This window comes from Streptomyces sp. NPDC006544 (assembly GCF_040611715.1).
Taxonomy (GTDB): domain Bacteria; phylum Actinomycetota; class Actinomycetes; order Streptomycetales; family Streptomycetaceae; genus Streptomyces.
The window spans coordinates 1-21378 of record NZ_JBEXOV010000110.1; the positions used below are offsets into that span (position 1 = coordinate 1).

Sequence of the window (21378 nt, forward strand, 5' to 3'; positions counted from 1 at the left end):
CAGCCCCGACGAATACGAACGCCGACACCACGCCGCTAGACTCACACTCGCCGCGTGATCAATAACCGCGTGCCCACCTTCTTGGGGGAAGGCCCTCCGTCCGAACGCGTTGCCCCAGGCAATCGCGCACCAAGGTGTAAGCCGTGCGCCGACGGGCGGCCCTTGCCGAGCTCTGCCTCCAGCACGGCGAAGGGTAGTGGTGACGGTCGGTGAGTTCGCCGGGCCCGCGCAGCGCGGGGCCTCCCTGCCGCCTTCGCGCCAGGCACGACGCCAGGTCGGCCTGCGGCATTCCGAGCCGCAGCCGCGCCCGCCGGACGCGACGGCCGATCTCCTCGGCTTCTTCCGACATCAGCGCCCCCCTGCACGTGGGCGACCCGCCGTGGCCGCTCATCGGCACGGTATCGATGCGACGGGCCGAGTGCGGGGTCTCGGCCTCACTTCGCCTTTCGAGGTGGCGCTAAGGCGCGCCACCTCGGAGACGTTGAACCGATCAGTAGGCTTCCCCACGTGCAGGGATCAAGTCCTTGCGGTAGTCGCCGTCGTCAAGGGCGCGTGCTTCGATTCGAACCGCCTTGAACTGACAGTTCATACGGCGAGTGAGCTCATCGAGCGCGTCCAGGTGCTCGTCTGTGAAGCTGGGAGCGATCCAGATCGCGGCGTACGCCTCGACTTCGATCGAGTAGGTAAGAAGCCTCCCGAGGTGATCGTGGTCAGATGGTTCGAGTTGATTCTCGACAACTACTCGCCGATCCCGGGCCCCGATCTTGATCCGAGCTAGCACGTCGATGCGATTCCGGCGTTTCAAGGGGTGCTCGGTCCTGACCAGCTGAAGGGCTCCAGGAGCCATGCCGGCAGCCGTGCCGACTCTGTCGAGGTTCGCGGCTACCCAGGGAGATAAGTTCTTTGCTTCGTTCGGGAAGACTTCTCTGAGCTTCCTCACCGGCGCGATCTTCATCACCGCTTCGCGCTCCTTGCGTGCCTGCACGATCCGGGCCCAGTACTCGTCGCGCGAGTATCCGTGCTTCGCGTAGAACTCCTCGGCCGTGCCGACGAGTTGATCAAGCAGTTCACCGTTGAAGCTGTCAAACAATGTCATGCGGCAGAATGTATGGCCAGGCACTGACAATGCCTGCCGAGGCAGACGACCTTGGCGATATGGCACGCCTGATGCTGGGGAGACTGGGATAATGGTCGGCTGCTGGTGCGGCAGGCCGCAGGAAAGGCAAGTGCCAGGGCACGAGCTGTGCAGGCAGGATGCCGGCATGTCTACCGAAGTCAGCGGGGTGATCGAGTGTCGACCAGATGCCCGCCTCTGGTGCCCTGACGCCGAGGACTCCGCATGGCACGCCCCCATCGATCTCTTCCTGCTCAATTGGCAACCCCTACGTCGCCGTCGCTACGACGCCCTCGCTACGACGGCCTTCGCCCCTTGGCCGAAGGCCGCCCGAGCGACACATCCGAGGGGCTGTGGACCGAATACGCCGTGACGCCGGACCTCCTGATGCCCCGTGGCGCAACGTGGATCACCTGGGCCGAGCTGGCCGCCGCCGACTGGTAAGAAACAGACAGCTCGGGCAGGCGGAGCCGAGAATCCGTTGCAGGAGACGAAACCCATTGGGGACCAGTCTGGAGCGTGATGCGAACAGTCAGCGAAGTGCACGAACGGACCATGTGCGAGCTGTTGCCTGTGCCACGGACCTCGATTCCGCGGCGAAGTGCCGCTTGTCCGAAGAGGCAGCCGTGACCGAACGCGACGTCATGCTCAACGAACTCGCACAGGGGTTGCGCCCGATGTCACAGGGCATCGAATGGTTCGACGCACTTGGCCCGGAGAAACAGTCCGAGGCATTGCTGTTCCTCCGACACCATTGTGTCCAGGCGCGCGCCACCACCGAGGACGGACCGGAGAGCGTCCGCCGCGCCGGGCTGCGCCCGACGCACACACCCGCGGTCCTCATTACCTGCGGCCGGATTGAGCACCAGTTGGGGAAGATCGCCTCTCTCAAGACCCTCGACGAACGCCGCAAGGCGTTCCGGTTGCTGGTCGCGGTGCTCGCCATCGCCGACGGACGACGGCGCGAGCGCTTCTGCTCCGACGGGTGCGGTCACTGGTGGCACAGGCTGTCCGCCACTGGCTGATCCCTCCGCCGGCGCTGGGCGCGACGCTGCTCCTGATACCGACGCGCGCCTGGCCGGCCACCCGACGGCAGCAACTCGTCATTACTCCGGCAGGGCGGTGGGATGCCGATTCACATGAGGGTGACGCGCATCCCGCCCTCTGCCAGCACCTCGAGTACGGTGGCCACCACCTCGTACGACCCGCCGTGCGGCGCCAAGACGCGGGACAGGGATCCGGCTGCGGTTGCGGCATCCCGCCAGAGCAGGGTTGCGGGGGCGGTATAGCCGAAGTTGCCGCGCAGACAGTCGACGAGGGCGTCCAGGCAGCCGCCGAAGTAGCCGCCCGGTCCGTTGACAGCCTCGCCTAGTGCCAGGTAGAGGCCCGGTTCATCGGTGATGTGTCGGCCGTCCAGCTCGTACATGCGTCCGGCCGCCGGGTCGAGGTGCTCCAGCCGGCAGCCCCGCTCACGGACGAGGTCGAGCTAGGCCCCGCGTTGCCGGGTGTCGAGGCCTGCCCAGGCGCCAGGAGCGTCCGGTGGTCCGGTCAGCCAGCGCTCCCAGATGGGCCGCGCGTACCCCGGTACAGGTTCGAAGCGCTCACCGTCGAGTTCCAGATCGAGCAGGCCCGTCCCATGGGAGGACTTGCGCCACGAGCGGATCTTGGGCCGCAGCAGCCGGTCGGTGAGCTGCTCGCCCCGGTCGTCCCGTATCTCCAGCCGGGCCTCCTCCAGGTTCAGTGCCCGCCGGGTGCCCGTCGCCAGTGCCCGTCGCAGTCGGTCACCCGGGGCGAGCCCGCGCAGGATGAGCGGCGGCGCTGCGTGCTCGGGCGGCAGGACGCGGGACAACTCCCGGCAGGAGCCAAGCCACTGGTACCCGTTGTGCAGTCGGACAGGAGCCCTGTGTCCTGCGGGCGGGCCCTCGTCGTCGTCCAGACCATTGATCACGAGAGCGTCCGTTCCCGGGTATGGTCCGAGGCTTTCCGCGTCCTCCAGGAGCCAGGCGTCAAGTCCCCTGCCCTCCGGCACCAGCCACACTCGGCTGCCGACCCAGCCTCGTACCTCGGGTCCGTCGGGGACCCAGCCGGTCAGTTCGTACGTCCCGCGCCGAGGTTCCCCGAACAGTCCCTCGGCCTCGGCGCAGGTGCCCCAGACATAGCCGTCCCCTGTATCCGTCAGCGTGTACCGTCCCTGCCCGCCATGGACCCCGTCCTTGTGCACGGTGAGAATCATGCCCGGACGAGAAGTAGACAGTGAAGCTCTTTCCGTGGCCGGTCAGGGCGACTCGAGGCTGTGCGCTCCAAGCCGGACACCGTGCCGTCGCCGCCGTTCTCGACGCGGACCAGGGCGGACCGGGAGCGGCCGGTGCTGCCGAAGGCGATCGATGTAGCCGCCGACGACGGCCGGGGGAGCTGTCGGAGTTCGAGTGGATCGTCCTCTTCGGTGTCGCCGCCCCCCGGCCAGGACTACCCACCTGCGGGCCACGGCTTTCCCGCTGTGCGCCCTGGCCGCCACACCAGCCCCCACCTGACCAAGCCTTGCTAGTCCCCGCCGCAGAGCACGCCGGCTGCGTTCAGCAGCACTGTCGTCGAGACGGTGCCCACGAAGGCGACGCCGCCGCGCCGGAACGCCTCGGTGCGCTTGGCGCTGTCCGCCTCGCCCAGGACGCTGACCAGGCTGACGGCCACCGCCGTGGTGACACCGACGAGGATCCCTACGAGGACGAGAAGTCCCCTGAAGACTGAGCTGCCCATGTCCGCTTTCCCTCCCAGGGAGCAGACGGGCTGTGCTTCCTCAGAACACTGGCCGAATGATTTCTGCACGAGCGGGCTGGCGAGCCCGTTCTCGGTCTACCTGGTGCCGGACAGTATCCGCGGACTGCTCGACAGTGCCCTTCCGTGACTGCGCACGGGCTGCCTGTAGCACAGCGTAGGCGGCTGGAGCGCACAACAAGCGGCACGCCGCCTTGGATGGGACGGCGTGCCGCTGGGATGTCAGTAGGCCGCGACGGCCGACCGTCGCCCACCGGTTGCATTGACCGTGCGTTGCCGGTGCCGCCGCCGTCCGAGAGGGATGGCGCTGCGGCTCTGGGCGGCGACGATCACTGGGGAGGGAGCGACGCGGCCGGAAGGGGTGAACGGCTGACGCGTATCTTCGACTGGCCGTGCGGGCGTTCCTCCCAGTCCTCCATGAAGCGGGCGTGCAGGCCGAGCTTGCGGGCCAGGGCCAGGAGGGTCTCAGTACGGTAGTAGAAGTCCTCGCGCAGAACCTGGTGTTCAGTACCTTCGGTCCGGTCGAAAGTGAAGTCGAAGAAACCGGTGTCGGTCAGCACCCGGCCGACGTGGGCGAGACACTCCTCGATGACGTCCAACGGCGAGTGGGAGAAGACGCTGTGCGCATGGATGACGTCGAAGTGGTCGCTGGGCAAGAAGTCCAAGGTGAGGTCGCCGGTGATGGTCAGGTGCGGCAACTTGTCCTGGAGGTGGCGCTCGGCGAGGGTCCTCTTGGCGGCGATCAGGATGTCGGGCGAGATGTCGATGCCGTAGTAGTGGCCGGCGCCGAGGTGCTCAATGAAGCGCCAGCCACCACGCAAGTTGCCGCAGCCTATGTCGAGCATGCGGTGCTCGGGGCGCAGCCCGTGCTCGATGAGGTAGTCGAACTGCATCTGCCCGAGAGCGAGCCAGCGATCGTGGGTCTGGCTGCCCACCGCGGCCTCGGGGTTGCGCCGGGTGTCCGAGGCCATAACGGCCCGGTAGTAGCCGACGTGGTCGGGGTGCTTCAGGCGCAGCCAGGCGTCCCGGCCGGCCCTGCGGAGGTACGGGTTGACGCGCCTTGGGTGACGCAGCGCGTAGCCGACCTTGTGGGCGAGGGCGGCGCGGTTGTTGCGTAGTTTCTTCGGCGACTTGGCGTCTGCGGGCATGCTGAAGTGACCTCCGTGCAAGGGGGGACCCCGGGTGAGGGGTGAAGGGGATGACTGGTGCGGTGGTGCGGTGGTGCGGTGGTGCGGTGGTGCGGTGGTGCGGTGGTGCGGTGGTGCGGCGGTGCGGCGGGGATCAGACGCGGCGGCGCAGGAGTAGCACGGTGACGGCCGTGAGCACGAGTGCGAGGCCGCCGAGGACGGCGGTGTCGGTCCACTGGAAGGCCCAGTAGTCACCGGCGGGATTGGCCTCGTAGAAGCGCGCGACGTACCCGCGCTGGGCCATGCACTCGCTGAGCTGGGCGCCTGAGGGGAAGGGGCAGTTCAGTACGTTGTCCTGACGGCCGGAGGCGGTGATCAGCCCGTAGTGGCCGGTCGACCACTTCTCGCCCATCGGCGGCTTGGGAGCGCTGCCGGCGCTGACGTAAGTATGAGGCGAGACCAGCAGGCGTGTCCTGTGTGTCCACTCCAGCAGGAGGGTTATCGCCCCGGTCACCAGAAGGGTCAAGCCCATCGCGGGCAGGACCCGGCGGGCCAGCAGGCCCAGCAGTGTGCCGGCGGCCAGGCCGAAGAGGGCAGCTGCCACGACGCGCGGGCCGGAGCCGCTCAGGGCTGCGTTCTCATACCAGAACAGGCCGTAGCTGCGATCGGCGGCGGGTCGCCACCACCATGCGAACACCCCCGCCAACAGACCGGAGACGGCCACCGTGGTCGCCGCAGCGAGCGCGACCCGCGAGGCGAACCACTGGCCGCGGCTGATGCCCTGCGTCAGGACCATATGGTGCGTGCCCAGCTCCCGGTCCCGACCCAGCAGCGGGGCGCCCCAGAAGACGCCGATCAGGATGGGCAGGGCGATGTTCAGCGTCCCCAGATACTTCAGCGCGTCGGTATCCAGTAGCAGGGGTGCACCCGTGTCGGGGCGGGTGCAGTACAGCGGCCCGGTGCCGCAGTGGTCGAACAGTCCGCTGTGCAAGGCGTCCAGCATGTCGGAGCGGCTGAACGCGGCGATGGCCGCAGCGGCGGCCAGGACGGCCGCGCCGATGCCGATCAGCACTCGCTGCTGACGCCAGGCGAGCCAGAGGGAGCCGTTCCAGAGGGAGCCGTTCACGCGGCCGCCTCCGCCCGTTCGGCGCCGGCCGGGCGTAGCGTGTCATCGGGCTGGAGGTACCCGATCAGGATGTCTTCCAGCGTGGGCCGCTCGGCGTGCCAGTCGCCGCGCAGTGGTCCTTGCTGTCGTATCAGGGCGGTCAGATGTCGGCCACTGGCGCGGCGGCGGACGATGGTGTGCCGTTCGGCCAGCGCGTCGGCTTGTTCAGCATGTCCGGTCAGTACGGTGTGGTTCTCGCGAAGCGCCTCAGTGTCCTCGCTGAGTTCGACGCGGCCGTCCCGCAGCGCCAGTACCCAGTCGCAGGTCTGCTCGAGTTCGGGCAGGACGTGCGAGGAGAGCACGATGCTCGTGCGTCGGTCTGCGGCGTCGGCCATCAGGGTCGCCATGATCTCGCCGCGCGCCACCGGGTCGAGGTCGGCCATCGGCTCGTCGAGCAACAGCAGCTCGGGCTGTTTGCCGAGCGCCAGGGCCAGCGCGACGCGAGTGCGTTGCCCGGGAGACAGCTCCCCGACGCGGGCGGTGAGTGCGATGCCGCCCTCTCGGACGGTCCGCTTGGCGGCAGCCTGGTCCCACGAGGAGTTCAGTTTCTGCCCCATCCGCAGGGTGTCCGCCACGGTGAAGCGGGGGTAGAGCGGTTTGTCCTGGGTGAGCAGGGCGACCCTGGTGCGGGCTCCGGGCGTGCCGGGCGCGGTGTCCAGTACGCGTATCTGCCCGGTCCGGGGGCGCAGCAGGCCGCCGGCCAGGTGCAGCAGGGTGCTCTTGCCGGCGCCATTGCGTCCGACGAGAGCGGTGATACGGCCCCTGGGCACGGTGAACTCGCAGTCCTGCAGGGTCCAGCCGCCGCGCGCCCGATACCGGAATCCGAGTCCAGTGGCGCGCAGCGCGGCCGGCGCGTCAGGCCCCGTCATGTGTCCTCCAATTTCTGCTCCCGGTCGCCCGGGGGAGTGCTGTCCTGCTGGTTGTCGTAGGCGTCCACAGAGGCGGTGACCAGGGCGAGGATGTCTGCCCGCTCGAGTCCCGCTGCCCGTGCGCGCGCCGTCCAGGCGGTGAGGTCCGCGCGCAGGGGCGAGTCGTCCTCCGCGCCGGGTCGCGCGAGCGAGCGCGTCACGAAGGTCCCCAGACCGCGGCGCAGTTCGACCAGGCCGACCTGCTCCATGTCGCGGTAGGCCCGTAGCACGGTACTGGGGTTGATGGCTGTCGCCGCCACCACCTCCCTGGCCGTCGGTAGCTTGTCCCCGACCTTCAACGTGCCCATCCGGAGCGCCCGTTCGGTCTGCTCCACGATCTGCACATAGGCGGGAACGCCGCTGCCTCGGTCGATTCGGTACTCGATCACATCACCTTCCATGACCAGAGTCTGCACAGTGTGCTTGTATTAATGAATTAATACAAGCATGGTGGAAGTGCTGCGGGGATGTCAAACAGAGGACCACAGCAGGCGTCGCCCTCGTGGCCGCCGCCGCACTGACGCTCGCCGTAGGGGCTCAGCAACTGCTGCTGACAGCGGCCTGGTCGGCAGTCCTGGTCCTCCTTGTTGTGGCCCCGCGTGTGGCCTCGCGCCTCTGTGGCGGCGGGCGGACCTGCCTTTGAAGGTTCCCCCTGATCTTGCTTCGGCCCTTCAAGGTGAGGCTGGGGTGGCGAGGCTGGTGCTGGTGCTGGTGCCGGCTATGAAGCCGTCGAGGGTGTGGGGCTGGTATTGAAGGCGTCTGAGGCGGTTGCGGACGAGGGTTTCGAGTCGGTCGAGGGCCATGGCGGCGAGGCTGGCGAGGCTGCGTTTGACGTGTGCCCATACCCACTCGGCAGGGTTCAGGTCGGGTGAGTAGGCGGGCAGCAGGAAGACCGTCAGCCACTCGCGCTCGGTGACGAGGTCGCGCATCTTCCGGGAGATGTGCGTGTTCAGGCGGTCCCAGACCAGCAGGATCGGGGCTTTGACGAGCTGGTGGGCGCCGTCGAGGAGCGCGATGAAGTCCCGCTCACCCATGCCGCGACGTGTTCCCTTACCCGCGGGGTGGGTCCGCAGACGGTGACACAGCCGGGTCCGGGAGCCCGGCCTCATCGCGATCAGCCCGGCCACCGAAAGCCGTCCCGAGCGTCGGCCGCTGATGGTGACGACCCGGGGCGCGGCCCCGCCGGCGTAATGACGCGTCGGCTGGCCCGGGTCGAGCAGCCGTCCTGAGCCGGCCCGCTGCGGCTTGCCGGCTCGGCTCAGGTGTCGTAGCAACCGTCCCATGGTGCGTGGAAGCCCAGGCCGTCGGGATAGAACTCGGCCCACACGCCGTCGTCCTCATCCTCCTCGTCCACGTCTTCCTCCACGACCAGGCCGAACAGGGCTCCCTCGAACCGGACCTCGAAGGGCGCGATCGCGATGTCCTGGTACTGCCGCTCCGGCAAGGCGTTCAGCCACTCGGCAAGCAGCATTCGGGCCGCGTCGATCGCCTTCTGTTCGCCGTCCGCCGTGGTGCCGGTGAACTGGACACGTGAGTTCAGGTGCTGGCCGGCCCCGTTGAACCGAGGGAGTACGGCGCACCAACGGTTCTGGGACTGCCAGTCGCCGCCGCCGCTCCAGTCCTCGGGGAAGGCCGCAGTGACCGAGGCGAAGAACTGGCCGCCCTGCCACTGCCCGATGGTGCTCGTGCGGTAATCAGGCTCGTGTTGATGGGGATGACCTCGGGAACTCTCATGGCGGAACCGTAGGCGCTACCTGCGACAACAGGAGGCGACGATGTCATCCTCCGTCGGCCCTGAATGAGATCTCAAACGCGGTCTCAGACAAGCGGCTCCGACATCACTGGATCAAGTTCAGTAGTACCTCCACTCGGGGGTTCTGCCGGTCAGCAGATTGTCATGGCCGGTTGGGAGCGCTTCTCCCTATCTGGACCCGTGCCGTGAGCGCATTCCCGTCCTGCCGCCGAGGGGTTGATGGCGGTTCCCGCTGCGTATTCCCCAGCCGTTTCCTGTGCCCGGACGTCCCCTGCTGGGGGGTGTCGGCCCGGAGCGAGGGCATCGCCCTGTTGACGATTTCCCCCGAATGGGATGTATGGATAGTCGTATTGTCCATCGGCCCACATGGTCGAATGTGCGCGAATCACCCGTATGAACCGCATTCCGATGCAGATTGCTTCGTAATATGCCAGCCAAGATGAAAGCGGGTCCCGTACGACCGGGGACTTCCCATAAGCCACCACTCAGGAGTTGGCCTCTCTATGACGCCGAACATCTCTCACATCCCTCAACGGCGCAGAACGCCCGTCTTGATCGCGTCGGCGGTCGCGGCGGTGATCGCTGTTGCGGTGGCCACGGTGACGCCGACACCGGCACATGCCATCGCGATTCCCGTACCGCTCGGTACCACGTCCCCCTTCGCGATCCTGGCCGGTACGCAGATCACCAACACCGGCCCCTCGACGGTCACCGGAGACATCGGCGTGCACCCGGGGTCAGCCATTACCGGGTTCCGGCCGCCGGTGACGGAGGACGGGACGGTGAACGGGGTCCAGCATCGGGCGGACGCCGTGGCCCTCATCGCCAAGAACGATCTGGTCAACGCCTATAACCAGGCCGCCGGCCAGCCCGTGGACGAGGCCATTCCCGCGGGCATTGCCAATGTCACGCTGGCTCCCGGCGTCTACCACGCCGCGGTTGGTCTCGGACTTACCGGCGACCTCGTCCTGGACGCCGCGGGCGACCCCAACGCGGTGTGGGTGTTCCAGATCCCCGAGTCCCTGACGACGGCCTCCGCCAGCCGCGTACTCCTCACCAACGGGGCTTCGCCGTGCAACGTGTACTGGCAGATCGGAGCATCGGCCACCCTCGGCAGCGGCTCCACCTTCGTGGGCACGGTCATGGCTCTGACCTCGATCACTGTCGATGACGGTGTGTCCATCGGCGGCCGGTTGCTGGCTCGCAACGGCCTGGTGTCACTGATCAACGACACGATCGACCGCGGGAACTGCGCCACCGGCGGTACCGGCGGGACCACGGGCGGCCTGATCACGGGCGGTGTGGTCGCAGGCACGACCACGGGCGGCACGACCACGGGCGGCACGGCCACCGGCGGTACCGCGGGCGGTGTGCTCGGCGGAGTGACGACCGGTGGCACCACGGGCGGCGGCCTCCTGGGCGGTGTCCTGGGTGGAGCCACGGGAGGCCTTCCCGGCGGTCTGATCGCGGGCACCACGGGTGCCGCCACAGGCGGTACCACAGGTGGCGCGACCGGCGGAATCCCCGGCTACCCCAAGCCCCCTCACGGCTACCCCAAGCCCCCGCACAACGGCCAGGGCAAGCCTCATCACGGCGAGCACGGCCATGGCGAGCACGACAAGCCCGGTCACGAAGAGCACGGCCATGGCGAGCACGGCCATGGCGAGCACGACAAGCCCGGTCACGAAGAGCACGGCCATCACGGCCACGGCGAGCAGGGCAAGCCCGGTCACGACGGGCACCACGGGCACGACGAGTAGGCAGCCAGACGGAGCCGGGCGGCGGAGCGTCACCGCATCCGCCGCCCGGCATCGGCGAGAGCCCGGGAGATCAGTTGAGCGCAGTCGGGACGGAAAGGCCGGTTGGGGCCGTGCTGGAAACAGCGAAGTCGGCGGATGTGAAGAAGCCGGAGCAGCAGAGTAGCGCCGCCGAGGCGCAACCGGACCAGGACGGGAAACCCCCCGAGAAAGCAACCGGCCCAGAACACCTGACCGCCCCGTATAGAGCGGGAGTCTTTGCCGGTGCGGTCCTGTGCGTGGCGACGGCCCTGATCCATGTCCTCCTGGTCTTTCTCCACGTGGCGCCCCCGAACGCCGTGTCACAGCAGTACAGCCGGCAGGTCAACGCCTGGATCTTTCCCCTGTTCGAGCAGAACTGGCGCCTGTTCGCCCCCGATCCGGAGTCGGTCAACCGGCAGATCTCGGCGAGGACCGTACGGACCGGCCCGGACGGCACCGCGCACGTGAGCGACTGGTTGGATCTGTCCGGCCCGGATGGTGCCGCGGTCGAGCACAACGCCTTCCCCAGTCACACGACGCAGAACCTGCTCCGGCGGGCTTGGAGCTCGTACCTCGAAACGCACGGCGGCGACGACCAGCCGCGTACCGAACGGGCTCTGATGATGCAGAAGTACCTGAGCAACATCGCGGCGGATCGTGTGGCCGCCCGACGCGGTGGCCCCTTCGACTCCATCCAGTTGCGGGTGATCACCCGGCCCATCGACCCGCCTGCCCCAGTGGGGGGACCCCGTCGGACCCCATCCGCGGCCACGCCTGCCGACACCCGGTACCTGCCCGTGTGGAAGGTGGCTGCGCATGAGCACTGAGCAGACGACCTCAGCGCAGCGCGCCTTCTACGCCGTCCTGACCGAGACGCCGGTGTCCCTATACGCCGCCGCCGTGCTGCGCATCGGGTATGGATTTCTCTACCTCGTCTTCCTGCTGCGCGAGTTCCCGTACCGGGAAGAGATCTGGGGGCCCGGTTCGCCGTGGACCCCCGAGCTCGCGAGGCAGTTGTTCGACCAGACCGGCTGGCTCAGCATCCTCACCCTCTCCGACAGCCGCGTGTACTTCGAGATGTGTTACGCGGCGGCTCTGGTCACATCGGCACTGTTCATGCTCGGCTGGCGGACCAGAGCGGTCTCCTTGCTGTTCGCGGTCGTGGTCGCGTCGTTCCATTCCAGGGCGGTTTTCATGACGGACGGAGGGGACAACGTCACCCTCCTCATGGCGATGTACCTCGTGTTCACCGCGTGCGGCCGCCGCTGGTCCCTCGACGCGCGCGCGGCGGGGCCCCGAGCGCCGGCGGTCCTGCCGGCCGGTCGGCGAACGCGGCACCTCGCCCACGCCCGCCGGACTCTGACCACAGTGCTGCACAACTGCGGCATGTTCGTCATCGCCGCTCAAGTCTGCTTCCTCTACGGATCCGCAGGGCTCTACAAGGTGCAGGGCGGTTCCTGGGGGAACGGGACAGCCCTCCACTACGTCCTGAACCTTGATCTGTTCCGGCCCTGGCCGGCCTTGTCCCTCATGGCCGACGCACACCCGCTACCGATGGCCGTCGCCGGCTACCTGACGGTGCTGGTGCAGGTGGCATTCCCGTTCGTCCTGTTCGGCAGACTGAAGTACCCCGTCCTGACCATGCTGCTCGGCATGCATCTGGGCATCGCCGTGCTCATGGGCCTGCCGTTGTTCTCCGGCGCGATGATCATCGCGGATGCCGTCTTCCTGCCGGACCGCTTCTACCAGTCACTGGGGCGGTGGTGGCGGCGCCTCGCCCGGCGGACAGAGGCCGCTGCGTCCCCGGGAGGGGCGCACGAAAGGCCCGCACTCGTGCCGCAGCGGCAGGCGGCCACGGCCCTGCCGCGCGAACGCGCCGTCGTCGCACACGAGCAAGGGCAGGCCTAGATCACGGATAAGGCGCAGGCCATCTTGCCTGAGTCTCCTCCGAGGACCGGGTGAGCGAAATCGAAGCCTGCGCCGCAAGTTTGGGAGCTCCGTGATGCGATATGCGAATATCCGACAAGGTTCGCGGCCCAAGTGCGACGGTTCGAGGCCCTGCTCCCGCATCTGAACGAGCGTCAGTGGAGGCCTGCGCTGGCTGCCGAGGGCCGACTGCTCGGCCACGGAGGCGTTCGCCTGGTCGCGCGGACGGCCGGGGTCAGCGAGACGACCGTCCGCAAGGGTGTGTAGCCGCTGCCCGAGGGACGCGTCCGGCGCTTCGGTGGGGGCGGATGCGGGCCGAGGCCGTTGACCAGCAGCTGGTTCCGGCGCTGATGGCGCTGGTCGAACCGGACGAGCGTGGTGATCCGATGTCGCCGCAGCGCTGGACGACGAAGTCGCTGCGCCACTTGGGTGGCGCGGCGACCTGGGACGACGGAAAGCGGCGGAGGTCGGCGGCAAGGGCGGTGCGGGCGGAGGCTGCCTGTGCACGCCGTTGGGGACAAGAACGGCTGGGGCTTCGACCTCACCAACGTAGGCGTGGTCAGCGGCATGGCCGGCGATGCCCACAAACCGACCGCCGGGAGCGCAGGCAAGCGCGGTACCTCCTCCAGCCTCCCTGCTGGCATCCCTGCGCACGTGGGCCAGGGAGGAGCGGGCGGCTCCGGAGGGGAAGGCAACACCTGCGGCATGAACGGCGGCACGGGATACGTCGTCATCACTTGGGAGACAACCCAACCCAGCTGCAGGCGCCGGAGGTTGTCCACGCACTGTCAGATGGCCACTCCCCGACGCTGGCGTGCGCCCGCGCGACTGCTTTTGGGGATGTGTGCGTGGTTCACTCATTTGCGGCAGGGCTGGGGCGGGGGAGAGGGCAGGCTGGCGCCTTATGAGTGGGATGGGGGTGTACAGCGGGGACGACGAGGTGTGGGCGGATCCGGTGCCGGGGCGGGTGTACGTGGATCTCCTCGGTGGTCCCCTGGACGGTCTGGTCCTCGACGTGACCGGCTGGAGTGACGAGGAGCGGGTCGAGGGCGCGCTCCTGGCCACGGGTCGGGGGGTTTTACGGTCCGGGTGGGCGGGCGCTGTACGGCCCTGCCGAGGCCGATCCGGGCGGGGCGTTTCGCTGGGACGGCGACACCCCCTGACCAGCAGCGCTGACAGGCCGACGGCCTGAGTGCGCTCGGCTCAGGAGCGATCTATGCGGCGGTATCTGTCCCATGGCCGCGAATTCCCTGGTGCCCGCCGGCGTGGGGGAGGGCGCCCCCGGGAGGTCACCGAGGGCGTGTTTTCCGTGCCTGTGCGCGGTGTTTCACTGCGTGAGCAGCTGTTCGCGCAGGTGGAACAGGGCGCTGGTGTCCGCGACGGTGGCCAGCTGGGGCAGCAGGATCCGGATGGCCGCGTCGTCGCCATCACGGACCGCTGCCACGATGCGCTCGATCGACTCCACGGCACGGGGGTCCATCCGGTGCGGCCTGGTGGGGAAGGCCAGGTGGACGGGGTCTGGCCTCACTCCTGTTCACCCGCCGGGATACGGTCGGCCACGTAGTGGGGGCAGGCCAGTCGGTGCCGTGTGCCAGTGAGGCGGTTCCCGGCCGCGGCGATGGTGCGGGCTTGGCCGTCGGAGGGTCCCGCCGTGCAGTGCCGGCACAGCAGGATCCGGATTTCGGGTAGCGCAGTTGCATAGGCGAGGGCCGGTTCGGGCCGGCGGTCGGTCAGGGCGTGCTGGTATGCGGGGGTGCCCGGGAATTGAGTGCCCGTGGTCCGGTGGGGGCCGCAGTTCATGCGCTCACCCTCCCCCGTCCGCCAGGCAGCTATTCCCGCCGCTCTGCGGGGGCAGGTGCACCGTGCCCTGGTCCCGGAGGCGAGGCGTGCACTACGCCATGTCCCAGGCAGGTGCTGGGCGGCCCGTGGGCAGGGGGTGAGGAGCTGTTCGGCCGCCGGGTCTACGCACGGATTGGGTTTACCTGCGGACGACGAACCCCATCGAATCGACATGATCAACCGTGAAGCTCCGGACCCGGGCCACTTGCGGTGGGGCAGCTCGGCCGCCGCCCTGGCGATGGTCTTCAAGCTCGTGGAGTCCGCCCAGGAATGCTGGCGGGCTGTCACCGGCGCTCCCCTCGGCACCCTCGTCCGCGACGGCGCCGTATTCGACATTGGTGAGCTCGTCGAACGTCCCCAGGATCACGCAGTGTGATCCACCTCAACCGAACCGCAAGTCTTGAGAATTGCTCAATCGTTCCTGCGGTGAATGTCTGCGGCTGTCCGGGTGAGCGCAGTTCGCTAAGTTTGTGGTGCAGGTGAGGGGGCCGGTAGAAGACGGGGGTCGTTCCGTCGTCCTGAGGGGTGTTCGTGATGAGCCGAGGCTTGATCGTTGTGGATGTGCAGAAGGACTTCTGCGAAGGAGGCAGTGTTCCCGTCGCGGGAGGCGCCAAGATCGCCACCGCGATCGCCGAGCTGGTGGAACACGGCGCGGGGGGTGACTACCAGTACGTCGTGGCCACCCGCGACCACCACATCGATCCGGGCGGGCACTTCTCCGCGGACCCGGACTTCAAGGAGAGCTTCCCCGTCCACTGCGTCGCCGGAGACGAAGGCGGAGAATTCCACCCGAACTTCGCCCCCGCCGCCTCCGGCGGCAAGGTTCACGCGGTCTTCTTCAAGGGCGCCCACAGTGCGTCCAAGAGCGGCTTCGAAGGCGCGGACGCCGAGGGCACCTCCCTCGCAGACTGGCTGCGCGCACGCGGGGTACGGGACGTCGACGTGGTGGGCATCGCAACCGACCACTGCGTGCGTGCCACCGCCCTGGACGCTGCCGCGGAAGGATTCGGAACCCGCGTACGCCTGGACTACACGGTCGGAGTCGCCCCCGAAACCGTCGCCTCCACTCTGGACGACTTCCGGCAGGCAGGCATCGAGGTGTCCGGCAAAGCGCCAGCGCCGAGGTAACCCAGCGAGCAGGACCGCGCCTCCACTCGGTGGCGGTCCACACTCGCAGAACCCTCCGTCCCCATCGCGCCGCATGTCTACTCGTGCAGTAGGTGCGAGAGCGGCAGCGGATCGGAAAGAGGAACCGAGGGTGACGCTGCGCTCACCGTCCAGGCTGGATTCAGCGTAACCCCCACCCCCGCCCGGCCGTGCAGGGCCGTCACCGCCCGGTTCAGCCGACTTCGGCGAGGACGTGGCCCGGTGCCTGGGTGCCTGCGTCGGCGGTCCTTTCGCCGGTTGGGTCCCAGGCGCCGGCGGAGCCGCAGCCCACGCCGTCCTCGCTGGTGCCGAGGGCGTTGGCGAGCACCACGTGGAGACCGAACTTGCGGGCAAGCACCGGGTAGACCTTCTCGAATGAGTCGTTGTCGGCGGAGAGCACCGAGCTCGCCAGGTAGACCGTGCAGCCGTCGGCGGCGGCCCGCTCGGCGAGTTCTGGGAAGCGGTTGTCGTAACACGTGGCCAGTGCGAACCGAGTGCCGTCCAGCTCGAAGCGGCCGTCCCGGCTGCCCGCGGCGAAGACCTCCTGCTCGATGCCGTAGAGGTGTTGCTTGTCGTACCGGGTGAGGAGTCGGCCGTCCGGAGCGATGACGAGCGAGGTAATCGTGGTCCGGCCCTGTGCCGTGTACATGGGAGCGTTGACGACGGCCGCTGCCGAGACGGCGCGGCACGCTTCCCGTACGGGTTCGAGGCGGGCGTCGTTCTCGGTGAGGACGAGGCCGGGCGTTGCCCGGATCAGCGTCGGCTCGTAGCCGGTCACGGCGAGCTCGGCGAAGACGACCAAGCGGGCGCCGTCGGCCCCGGATGCCCGGATCAGCCCGGCGATGGTACGGACGTTGGCGTAGATGTCCCCGGCGACCGGGGCGAACTGGCTGGCTGCGACGATCATGCTTCCCATCATGGCCCCCGATCGGGCCGCGGGAACGGGGAGGGCTCTTCAGGTCGCTCGGGATGGTCGGGGCTCGGGGCTCGGGGCTCGGGGCTCGGAGACGACGAACTCTGTGCCGTTCCAGTGGACGATCAGTCCGCCCTTGCGATGGCGGGGGGAGTCCGAAGACCCGCGGGGGAGCCAGACCTTCGGCCGAGCCTTTCGAAGTCGGCTCTTCACATGCCGCGGGTCGATCGCTGCGGCCAGGCCGGCGTGAGCCCAAGCGGTGCCTCAAGTAGCTGCTCGTGCCTGCCCGCGTGGCGGCCGGTGGGCCGGCCTGTGTAAGGCCGCTTTCGTGAGTCGAAAGGGAGATAGGCGTCGAAGACCGGTAAAAATGGGGCACTGATCGGTCCCTGCCTCCGGCCTGCCCCGGGCACTGGAGGGGCTCTGGAAGGTGAGGTGGCCGCGGTGGTGGAGTCATCCGATGCCCAAGATGATGCGGACTCTGTCGAGGCCGGAGGCTACCGGCAGGAATTGAAGCGGACGCTCGGTTCCTTCCAGGTGTTCGCGATCTCGTTCGCGTTCATCTCGGTGGCGGTCGGCATCTTCGCGACCTTCGATGAAGTCCTGCAGACTGCCGGGCCGGTCGGGATCTGGCTGTGGGTCGTCGCGGCGGTGGGACAGACCCTGGTGGCGTTGGTGGTCGCGCAGTTCGCGGCCCGTATCCCGCTCAGCGGTTCCTCCTACCAGTGGGCCTCGCGGCTGGCCAGCCCGAAAGTCGGCTGGTGGTTCGGGTGGCTGACCTTCTGCTACCTGGCGATCGGCGTGGTGGCGGTCGACAACGCGCTTGCGAGCCAGGCGTTCATGCCGCTCGCCGGCATCCGGCCGGACGAGGACACCGCACGTCTGATCACACTCGTGGTACTCCTCGTCCAGACCGTGCTGGCCGTGGTCTCCACGCGAATCGTCAGCCTGATCAATACGGTCGCGGTGGGGCTCGAGCTGGCGCTCGTTGTGGTCGTGGCGGTCGCGCTCGTCATCGCCGTGGCGGTCAGGGGCGACGGCGCGGTCGGCAACCTCACCTCGCGCGGTGTCCTCGAGCACGCTCCCGGCTACTTCGCGGTAGGCGGCGGTCTGATGCTCGCGATGATCATGGGGCTCGCGACCCTTGTCGGCTTCGACTCGGCGGCGAACCTGGCCGAGGAGGCGAAGGACCCGTTCCGCACCGTCCCGCGCGCGATCGTGGGATCGGTCGTGGCGGCCGGCGTCCTGGGCATGCTGTTTCTGATCACGCTTACCGTCGCCATCGACGACATCCCCCGCATCAGCGCCAACGGCTCACCGGTCGCGGCGATCATGCGCGACCAACTCGGTCCGGTGATGGAAAGGACGCTGCTGGTCGCGATCACCATCGCGTTCTTCGGCGCCGGGATCGTCGTCATGGTCGCGTGCTCGCGGCTCGTCTTCGCGATGTCGCGCGACGGACGCTTTCCCGCCCACCGGCTGATGCGACGGGTGAACCCCCGCACCAGGACGCCGATTCCCGCGACAGTGCTGGTCTTCGCCCTGGGTATCGTGCTGATGGTCGTGCTGCCAGGCGCCGCGCTGCTGGAGCTGGTCACGGCCTCGACCATCCTCCCCGCGGTCACGTACGGCTCGACCACCGTGCTCTACCTGACGGTGCGCGGACGCTTGAGCCGCAAAAAGGGCGCCTTCGACCTTGGACGCTTCGAACTGCCGGTCGCCATCTGCGCGCTGGTGTGGACGCTCATCGCGTTGTTCGTTCTGGTGACCCCGAAAGAGGCCTTCGTGTCCGTGGTGATCGTGCTGGGTCTCCTCCTCGTGGGCGGCCTGTTCTTCCTCGCCATGCTGCAGTTCGATCGCCAAGCCATGGAGACCGAGCCGGGCGAGGTCGACTCTTTCACCGGCTGACCACAAAGCGTCCCCTCGGCGCCGAAGGGCACCCCCGGCTAGACGTCGAAGGTGCAGTCGATAAATCGAACATACGTTGGATACCTCTCCCGGACCTGACGGCCCTGTCGTGCGTTCTGCGCTGGCGGACCGAGGCCGAGAGCGAGCCCATTCGTGCGGTTGCCGACATCGTTCGCGAACTCGGCACGCTCCCCTTCTGGGGCGTTTCAGGCGTTCTGTCGTCCAGGCCGTGCTGCTGAACGGGACCGCAACCGGCGCCCTTGTCCTCAACCTAAGTCGCGGTCCTACGGTCTCCTTATGGCCGGCACAGCGTGCGGACTTCGCACCGACGCACGAAGAGGGTGAATCTCATGACGAACCAGCAGATGACCGATGCCGAGCTCGCCGGACAGCCCGCGGCGTACAGGACCGGTGTCGCCTATGAGGCACTCATGATGCGGACTACGTCACCACGGTGAAGGTGCTTCAGCGGCTGATCCGCAATGCGGGCGGGAGCGTCGCTTGACCTGGACGTCGCCTCCTGGTCCCCGTCTCGAACGGACGTGCCAGACTGGGTGGGTGCTTGCTCCGACCAGCCGGGATGAACGACGTGGGGTGCCGGCCGGAGTGGTCGCCGCCCCGGCGCGCCTGCGCGCGCACGCCACAGCACCCCTGCGCGGCGTGGCGCTGGCGGCGCTGGGCGCAGTGGGGTTGCTGGCCGTGCTGCCCGCCGTGGCCGTGACGGCCTTCGGCACGATCGGCGTGCTGGATGCGGTACGGAGGCTGCCGCGCTTTCGGCGCGAGTTGGCCGGGCGGGTGGTCGGACGCGCACCCTGGCCGGCCGTCTGCAACTGCTGGGCGCAGCACTGCTGTTGTCGGCGCTCGCGCTGGTCGGCTCGTTGCTGGCCGCCGTGCAGGTGGTGGCGCTCGTGGTCAGCTTGTGCACCGGCCTGGTGGCGGTCTTCCCGAAGGCCGTGCGATTCGGCCGCCGCTTCGTCGCGCTGGGCCGACGGCTGGCAGCGGACCTGGGCGTGGAGATCCCGGTGCCCTATCTGGACGCGCCGAAGCCGGTCGAGCGGGGCGCGTGCTGTGCCGGTCACACCAAGACCCTAGAACCTCAACTGTGGTTGAGGGCAAGGGGGCCGGCACGAGGCGACCGCAGCCCCCAGCATGCATTGCCTGCGTCGAGGGCCGTGCCCGTCGCTGTATGTAAGCGGCGCTCTTCCAGCTGTGTCGGCCCGGGGGCGGTCGCTGCGCCGTTGCAACTGGACGGCCAGGAGCTCCTGCAGCGCCCCTACAAGGAACGGCGCGTCCTGCTGGAGGCTCTGTTCACCGACCATGCCCTGAGGGGCCCGTGGACGCTGTGTCCGATGACGACGGACCTGGCCAAGGCGCGTGAGTGGCTGGAGTCCTGGACAGACGTCTCCGGGGTCGAAGGCTTGGTCATCAAGCCCCTGACCAGTCGCCATCTCACTGGATACAGAAGATGGACCAACGGTCCGCCGCAGGGACACCACCGAAGCGACCGTCGGCGCTATCACGGGCACGCTGACCCGCCCCGGGCTCCTGGTCCTCGGCCGCTACGACGCGGCGGCCCGGTTGCGCGTGGTGGGTCGGACGGTCCCGCTGCGCCCGGAGGTGTCCCGACAGGTGGGCGAGCATCTCGCCGCGGCCGGCCCCGGACACCCGCTCGAGGGGGTGCGGTTCAGGGCGGCGTGGGGGAGTGGTGACGTCCTGGACGTGGTGTTGGTCCGCCCGGATCTGGTGGCGGAGGTCAGCGCGGATCGGGCCGTCGAACGGGGCGTTTTCCGGCACCGGCTCCGCTTCAAGCGGGTGCGCATCGACGTGCGCGCGGGGGACGTGCCGCGGTTCGGGGAGGGCAACGCCGCGGCTGCGGGCCAAGCACCCCACCGAGGCCGCGCGGGAAGCACACGGGGAGCGCCTTGGGGCGACCTCACGGCACTGTGACATTCCTTGGGCGTGATCGTTTCCCAGCGCATGAAGTCCATGCCGCGCATCATCACTGTCGCCCTTTTGGCCGCCGTTCCGTTTGCCGTCGCCATTCCCGCTCAAGCTGCCGAGCCTGCCCCGCAGGCGGCTGTCGACGTCGCTCCCGAAGCAGCCGTAGCCGGGGCGGTTGGACAGGCCAAGCCCAATGTCCCGTTCGGGGCCGCCAAATTCTCCCAGGAGCGCGCAGGGGAGGCATTCGCCAAGGCGCAGGGCAAGAAGGAGGCAGTAGTCAATTCCTGAGGCGGCCGTGGGGCTGTGTGACGCGTGTTGCAGGGACGGCCATGGGCAGTCCTTGGGGCAGAGCTGAGAACGTGCGGTCCGACGCCTGAGAGATCCCTCTGACGAACCTCGGCGCGGGCTGCCGCCACCCGGGATGCTGTTGGCGAGTTGCCTATCCGCGGGCCGCCGGCGCCTCCCCTCCGGGAGGGCCGTGCGGCCAGGGGTTCATCCTCATGGGTGAGGTGCAGGAAGGGTGGAGGATTTCGCCCGCGGCGGGAGGCCATGATCAAGTGCCGGAGCCTGCTACGTCTGGGCTGCGGCCGGGGTGTCAAGATCGCTCCGTGGCACCGGATGGAGGAGCGGGATCGATGGCAACAGGCACTGTGAAGTGGTTCAACGCCGACAAGGGGTACGGCTTCATCAGCCAGGACGATGGCGGCGCAGATGTGTTCGTGCACTTCGCAGCCATCCAGACCAACGGATACAGGAGCCTGGAAGAGAACCAGCGGGTGGAGTTCGAGGTCACCCAGGGCCAGAAGGGTCCGCAGGCGGAGATGGTCCGCCCCCTGTAGCCCCTCTTCGTTCTGCCTGCGCTCTGTTCCACGCGATGGCCAGTGGAACAGAGCGCAGTCCCGGCTTCGCCAACAGCATCCCATCCGGTGGCGGCCCGCGCTTCCTGTGTAGTGCCGTTTACCCGGTGAACCGGGTCTCCCGGGCGGGTGAACTGATCCCGATCACCTCGCGAGTGGCCAGGTCGATGACGGTCGCCAGATACCACCAGCCGGCGAGCGTCGGCAGGTAGGTGATGTCCGAGACCAGCTTCG

At 68.5% G+C, this 21378-nt stretch carries 19 protein-coding genes and 4 pseudogenes; 12 read left to right on the plus strand and 11 right to left on the minus strand.

Annotation, left to right across the window (positions count from 1 at the left end; translation table 11 throughout):
• Positions 1 to 490 precede the first annotated feature (490 nt).
• Complete coding sequence (locus tag ABZY44_RS32460) at positions 491 to 1096, minus strand: hypothetical protein (RefSeq protein ID WP_356660150.1); 606 nt, start codon at positions 1094 to 1096, stop codon at positions 491 to 493.
• A gap of 644 nt (positions 1097 to 1740) precedes the next feature.
• Between ABZY44_RS32460 and ABZY44_RS32465 the strand changes: the two genes are divergently transcribed.
• On the plus strand, positions 1741 to 2139 hold the full coding sequence (locus tag ABZY44_RS32465) for a DUF5958 family protein (RefSeq protein ID WP_356660152.1): 399 nt from the start codon (positions 1741 to 1743) through the stop codon (positions 2137 to 2139).
• Between the two features lie 110 nt (positions 2140 to 2249).
• Here ABZY44_RS32465 and ABZY44_RS32470 read toward each other — a convergent pair.
• The 8 genes and pseudogenes from ABZY44_RS32470 to ABZY44_RS32505 form a co-directional block, all read right to left on the minus strand.
• A pseudogene (locus ABZY44_RS32470) lies at positions 2250 to 3347 on the minus strand (barstar family protein).
• A 308-nt stretch (positions 3348 to 3655) separates the two neighbouring features.
• The gene (locus tag ABZY44_RS32475; RefSeq protein WP_356660154.1) at positions 3656 to 3868 is read right to left on the minus strand and encodes a hypothetical protein; all 213 of its coding nucleotides are present in this window, start codon (positions 3866 to 3868) and stop codon (positions 3656 to 3658) included.
• 347 nt (positions 3869 to 4215) lie between these two features.
• A complete protein-coding gene (locus ABZY44_RS32480) occupies positions 4216 to 5034 on the minus strand; it encodes a class I SAM-dependent methyltransferase (RefSeq protein ID WP_356660156.1) in 819 nt (272 codons plus the stop codon).
• A gap of 133 nt (positions 5035 to 5167) precedes the next feature.
• Positions 5168 to 6139 carry a transporter gene (locus ABZY44_RS32485; protein ID WP_356660158.1) on the minus strand — a complete coding sequence of 324 codons (972 nt, stop codon included), beginning with the start codon at positions 6137 to 6139 and terminating at the stop codon, positions 5168 to 5170.
• Entirely contained in the window at positions 6136 to 7047 is a 912-nt protein-coding gene (locus ABZY44_RS32490; protein ID WP_356660160.1) for an ABC transporter ATP-binding protein, read from the minus strand. Before ABZY44_RS32490 ends, ABZY44_RS32485 begins: the two co-directional genes overlap by 4 nt.
• Positions 7044 to 7487: a GntR family transcriptional regulator gene (locus ABZY44_RS32495; protein ID WP_356660162.1), complete on the minus strand. Its 444-nt coding sequence runs from the start codon at positions 7485 to 7487 to the stop codon at positions 7044 to 7046. The genes ABZY44_RS32490 and ABZY44_RS32495 overlap by 4 nt, the downstream gene beginning before the upstream one ends.
• 270 nt (positions 7488 to 7757) lie before the next feature.
• Complete coding sequence (locus tag ABZY44_RS32500) at positions 7758 to 8195, minus strand: transposase (protein WP_356660182.1); 438 nt, start codon at positions 8193 to 8195, stop codon at positions 7758 to 7760.
• A gap of 149 nt (positions 8196 to 8344) precedes the next feature.
• Positions 8345 to 8557: a hypothetical protein gene (locus tag ABZY44_RS32505; protein ID WP_356660164.1), complete on the minus strand. Its 213-nt coding sequence runs from the start codon at positions 8555 to 8557 to the stop codon at positions 8345 to 8347.
• Positions 8558 to 9390: 833 nt separating this feature from the next.
• Here ABZY44_RS32505 and ABZY44_RS32510 point away from each other — a divergent pair.
• The 5 genes and pseudogenes from ABZY44_RS32510 (at position 9391) to ABZY44_RS32530 (ending at position 13706) form a co-directional block, all read left to right on the plus strand.
• On the plus strand, positions 9391 to 10599 hold the full coding sequence (locus tag ABZY44_RS32510; protein ID WP_356660166.1) for an ice-binding family protein: 1209 nt from the start codon (positions 9391 to 9393) through the stop codon (positions 10597 to 10599).
• Between the two features lie 110 nt (positions 10600 to 10709).
• Positions 10710 to 11444 carry a DUF5819 family protein gene (locus tag ABZY44_RS32515; RefSeq protein ID WP_356660168.1) on the plus strand — a complete coding sequence of 245 codons (735 nt, stop codon included), beginning with the start codon at positions 10710 to 10712 and terminating at the stop codon, positions 11442 to 11444.
• Positions 11434 to 12525 (plus strand): HTTM domain-containing protein, encoded by a 1092-nt coding sequence (locus tag ABZY44_RS32520; RefSeq protein WP_356660170.1) that lies wholly within the window; start codon positions 11434 to 11436, stop codon positions 12523 to 12525. The genes ABZY44_RS32515 and ABZY44_RS32520 overlap by 11 nt, the downstream gene beginning before the upstream one ends.
• A gap of 189 nt (positions 12526 to 12714) precedes the next feature.
• Positions 12715 to 12971, plus strand: a pseudogene (locus ABZY44_RS32525) (ISAzo13 family transposase); the annotation flags it as partial.
• A gap of 476 nt (positions 12972 to 13447) precedes the next feature.
• A pseudogene (locus tag ABZY44_RS32530) lies at positions 13448 to 13706 on the plus strand (hypothetical protein).
• Positions 13707 to 13870: 164 nt separating this feature from the next.
• Here the strand turns inward: ABZY44_RS32530 and ABZY44_RS32535 are convergent.
• A complete protein-coding gene (locus ABZY44_RS32535) occupies positions 13871 to 14071 on the minus strand; it encodes a hypothetical protein (protein WP_356660172.1) in 201 nt (66 codons plus the stop codon).
• Positions 14072 to 14516: 445 nt separating this feature from the next.
• Between ABZY44_RS32535 and ABZY44_RS32540 the strand changes: the two are divergent.
• Both ABZY44_RS32540 and ABZY44_RS32545 read left to right on the plus strand, forming a co-directional pair.
• A pseudogene (locus ABZY44_RS32540) lies at positions 14517 to 14758 on the plus strand (IS256 family transposase); the annotation flags it as partial.
• Positions 14759 to 14916: 158 nt separating this feature from the next.
• Positions 14917 to 15510: an isochorismatase family protein gene (locus ABZY44_RS32545; RefSeq protein ID WP_356660174.1), complete on the plus strand. Its 594-nt coding sequence runs from the start codon at positions 14917 to 14919 to the stop codon at positions 15508 to 15510.
• 211 nt (positions 15511 to 15721) lie between these two features.
• Here the strand turns inward: ABZY44_RS32545 and ABZY44_RS32550 are convergent, their stop codons facing one another.
• On the minus strand, positions 15722 to 16435 hold the full coding sequence (locus ABZY44_RS32550; RefSeq protein WP_356660176.1) for a carbon-nitrogen hydrolase family protein: 714 nt from the start codon (positions 16433 to 16435) through the stop codon (positions 15722 to 15724).
• 438 nt (positions 16436 to 16873) lie between these two features.
• On the opposite strand from ABZY44_RS32550, the gene ABZY44_RS32555 reads away from it, so the two are divergent.
• The 4 genes from ABZY44_RS32555 (at position 16874) to ABZY44_RS32570 (ending at position 21126) form a co-directional block, all read left to right on the plus strand.
• Positions 16874 to 18346, plus strand: a complete 1473-nt coding sequence (locus ABZY44_RS32555) for an amino acid permease (RefSeq protein ID WP_356660178.1) — start codon at positions 16874 to 16876, stop codon at positions 18344 to 18346.
• A gap of 1172 nt (positions 18347 to 19518) precedes the next feature.
• The gene (locus ABZY44_RS32560) at positions 19519 to 20055 is read left to right on the plus strand and encodes a hypothetical protein (protein ID WP_356660184.1); all 537 of its coding nucleotides are present in this window, start codon (positions 19519 to 19521) and stop codon (positions 20053 to 20055) included.
• Positions 20056 to 20305: 250 nt separating this feature from the next.
• The gene (locus tag ABZY44_RS32565) at positions 20306 to 20575 is read left to right on the plus strand and encodes a hypothetical protein (protein WP_356660180.1); all 270 of its coding nucleotides are present in this window, start codon (positions 20306 to 20308) and stop codon (positions 20573 to 20575) included.
• A gap of 347 nt (positions 20576 to 20922) precedes the next feature.
• On the plus strand, positions 20923 to 21126 hold the full coding sequence (locus ABZY44_RS32570; RefSeq protein ID WP_030299464.1) for a cold-shock protein: 204 nt from the start codon (positions 20923 to 20925) through the stop codon (positions 21124 to 21126).
• Positions 21127 to 21378 lie beyond the last annotated feature (252 nt).

Excerpts from the sequence above, each read along its gene's own strand:
- ABZY44_RS32495 (WP_356660162.1), bottom strand. The coding sequence starts at position 7,487 with ATGGAAGGTGATGTGATCGAGTACCGAATCGACCGAGGCAGCGGCGTT.
- ABZY44_RS32460 (WP_356660150.1), bottom strand. The coding sequence starts at position 1,096 with ATGACATTGTTTGACAGCTTCAACGGTGAACTGCTTGATCAACTCGTC.
- ABZY44_RS32545 (WP_356660174.1), top strand. The coding sequence starts at position 14,917 with ATGAGCCGAGGCTTGATCGTTGTGGATGTGCAGAAGGACTTCTGCGAA.
- ABZY44_RS32490 (WP_356660160.1), bottom strand. The coding sequence starts at position 7,047 with ATGACGGGGCCTGACGCGCCGGCCGCGCTGCGCGCCACTGGACTCGGA.
- ABZY44_RS32475 (WP_356660154.1), bottom strand. The coding sequence starts at position 3,868 with ATGGGCAGCTCAGTCTTCAGGGGACTTCTCGTCCTCGTAGGGATCCTC.
- ABZY44_RS32550 (WP_356660176.1), bottom strand. The coding sequence starts at position 16,435 with ATGATCGTCGCAGCCAGCCAGTTCGCCCCGGTCGCCGGGGACATCTAC.
- ABZY44_RS32520 (WP_356660170.1), top strand. The coding sequence starts at position 11,434 with ATGAGCACTGAGCAGACGACCTCAGCGCAGCGCGCCTTCTACGCCGTC.
- ABZY44_RS32505 (WP_356660164.1), bottom strand. The coding sequence starts at position 8,557 with ATGCTGCTTGCCGAGTGGCTGAACGCCTTGCCGGAGCGGCAGTACCAG.
- ABZY44_RS32480 (WP_356660156.1), bottom strand. The coding sequence starts at position 5,034 with ATGCCCGCAGACGCCAAGTCGCCGAAGAAACTACGCAACAACCGCGCC.
- ABZY44_RS32570 (WP_030299464.1), top strand. The coding sequence starts at position 20,923 with ATGGCAACAGGCACTGTGAAGTGGTTCAACGCCGACAAGGGGTACGGC.
- ABZY44_RS32500 (WP_356660182.1), bottom strand. The coding sequence starts at position 8,195 with ATGAGGCCGGGCTCCCGGACCCGGCTGTGTCACCGTCTGCGGACCCAC.